The sequence below is a fragment of the Dactylosporangium salmoneum genome (assembly GCF_039532525.1).
In the GTDB taxonomy this organism is placed as follows: domain Bacteria; phylum Actinomycetota; class Actinomycetes; order Mycobacteriales; family Micromonosporaceae; genus Dactylosporangium; species Dactylosporangium salmoneum.
In genome coordinates, this window is sequence record NZ_BAAARV010000040.1 from 150,888 (window position 1) to 153,390 (window position 2,503).

At 79.1% G+C, this 2,503-nt stretch carries 1 protein-coding gene and 1 pseudogene; both read right to left on the reverse strand.

The genetic code is table 11. The features are described 5' to 3' along the window. A pseudogene (locus ABD352_RS25780) lies at window positions 1-1,352 on the reverse strand (hypothetical protein); the annotation flags it as partial. Continuing rightward, on the reverse strand, window positions 1,349-2,503 hold a 1,155-nt coding region (locus tag ABD352_RS25785), incomplete at its 5' end, for an FtsX-like permease family protein (protein ID WP_425553636.1). The gene ABD352_RS25785 and the pseudogene ABD352_RS25780, both read right to left, overlap by 4 nt.

The following is a 2,503-nucleotide window of genomic DNA, read 5'->3' on the forward strand; positions in this document are numbered from 1 at the left end:
GCCAGCGGCGGGCCGGGGAGCACGGCCAGCAGCGCGGCGGCCAGCAGGGCGAGCGCGGGTGCGAGACCGGCCACGCCCCCGCCGGAGCCGCGCACCTGCACGGTGGCCGCCCCCGCGGCGACGGCGGCGATCACCGCGAGCCGGCCGCCCCAGCGTCCGGCGCGGACGTCGACCCGGCGCAGGAGGGCCGACACGGGTGCGGAGATCGTGGCGATGGCCGCGACCACCCCGGCGAGCACCGCGCCGAGGACGGCCACGGCGGCGTACAGCTGGGCGCCCGGCGTGCTCCACCCGCCCGCCGCGCTGAACCCGGCGAGCGCCCCGGCCAGCATCGGCACGAGCGTCTCGCCGACGGCCAGCCACCACCGGCCGGGGCGGGCAACGCCGCGCAGCGCGATGATGCCGTGCTCGTAGCGGCGGGCCCGGGTCGCGGCGACCACCGCGAGGACGATGACGGCCCAGGCGAGCACGAGCACCGGGGCGACGGCGAACGGCACGACGCGCCGCACGTCCGCGCGGCGGGTGTCGATGCGGTCGAGCAGCTCGCCGAGGTCGGTGCTGACCTGGCCGGTGCCGCCGCTGCGGGCCTCGGCGGCGACGAGCCAGTCGCGCAGCTCGCCGAGGTGGGCCACGCCGATCGCGCCGGGCCGCGGATAGGCGTCGAAGGTCTGCAGGTCGGCCGGGCGGATGAAGGTGGCGAGCGTGCGCCGGTCGGCCCAGAACGCGGGGCTGCCGACGTCGGACAGCGCGCCGCCCTTGCCCCAGTACGGCTCCGTGCCGTCCCGCGCCCGGACGATCCCGACGACGGTCAGCGGCGCGCCCGGGCCGGCCCGCAGGTAGCGGTTGGAGATGGTGTCGTACTGCGCGCCCGCGAGGGACAGGGCCGCGCCCGGCTGCAGGCCGAGATGGCGGGCGGCGCTCACGCTGAGCACGGCGTCGCCGGTGCCCATGAGGCAGCGGCCGGCCACGACGACGACGTGGGCGCACAGGTCCTCGCGGTACACCACCCGGCTGAGCTGCTCGGCGGTGGCCATCTCGAGGTCGTCCGGCTGGACGGCGAACTGGTCGCTGAAGACGGTCGTGTAGCCGGGTGCGTCCACCCAGCTGCCGGCGAGGCGCTCGAACGTGACCGGGATGGAGCCGTCGCCGTTGGCCTCGATGGTGCCGCTGACGGCGACGTCGCGCTCGCCCGGCGCGGCCCCGGCGAGCTCGGTCTCGACGATGCGGCGGTCGGTGCGGTCGAGGTACACGGGCGCGGCCACGGCGGCGACCGTGGCCAGCGCGGTGAGCACGGCGACGACGAGCGCCCGCGCCCAGCGCGAGCGCAGCATGCCCAGCACGAGGGCGGTCATCGGCGCCGTCCCGGGTGGGCCAGGGCGACGGCGGCGAAGACCAGCAGCGCCAGGGCACCGGCGACCGCGAGGGCCAGGGGCTGGATCGGCGCGGGGGCGACCGGCCACGGATCGGTGAAGGCGCGGATCGGCGGCGGGGCCAGCGCGCGCAGGAGCACGGCGGCGAGCAGCCCCACGGCGACGGCCACCACGACGGGCGCGACGGCGGCGCGGCGCTCCACGCGGCGGACGGCGGACAGCGGGACACCTTGGCGGCGCAGCGCCGCCATCTCGGCGTCGCGGTCGCGGCGGTCCACGGCGGCGACGACGAATGCGGCGACGGCGGCTATCAGCAGTACCACCGCGGCACCGGAAAGGTCCCCCAGGAGCGTCACGGCGGGGGCCAGCCGGTCGGCCCGCCGCGTCGCCGCGGAAGCCGTGTCGCCGCCGGTGACGTTCAGGCCGGCCGCGCGGAGGCGGTCCACGACGGCCGGGTCGGCGTCGTGGGCGAGCCACACCTCCGCGTGCTCGGCCCCGGCCACCGCGCCCGCGGCGGCACCGGCGATGCGGGCCGCATATTCCAGGTCGACGAGCACGCCCTGCGCCCCGGCGCGGGGCACCAGTGGCGCCGGGTGGAGCTCCAGCGGTACCGAAACCCCGAACACGGTCGTCGCGGGCTGGTCGTGGCGGTCGGCGTCGACGAGCTGCCCGGCCACGAGGGCGGGCAGCGGCACCGGGGTGTCCAGGGCGTAGACGCGGTTGTCGACGGGCCGCGTCCGCGGGGACGCGTCGGTCAGCCGCAGCGCCGCGTCGCCCTGCCCGACCTGGACCCCGGCGGCCGCCTGCCCGATCGTGGTGCGCCAGCGGGCCGGGTCGGCGAACACCGCGCCGGGGACCGCGACCGCGCCCCCGGCGGCGAGCTCGCGCAGCTCGACCGGCCCGTGGTCGGCCTCGACGGCCTCGACCCGGCAGCCGCGCGCGCACGCGGGCGCGACGGCGGTGTGGTCGGCGACCTCCCCGGTGAGCGGCCCGAACTCGGCGGTCTCCTGCTCGCCGGTGCCCTCCACGGCGAGCAGCACCCGCACCCGCGAACCGGCGCCGCCGGCCCGCCGCCGCAGCTCGGTGCCGGTCAGGGTGAGCGGGGCCGGCGCGGCCGGGCGCAGCGGCGCGCC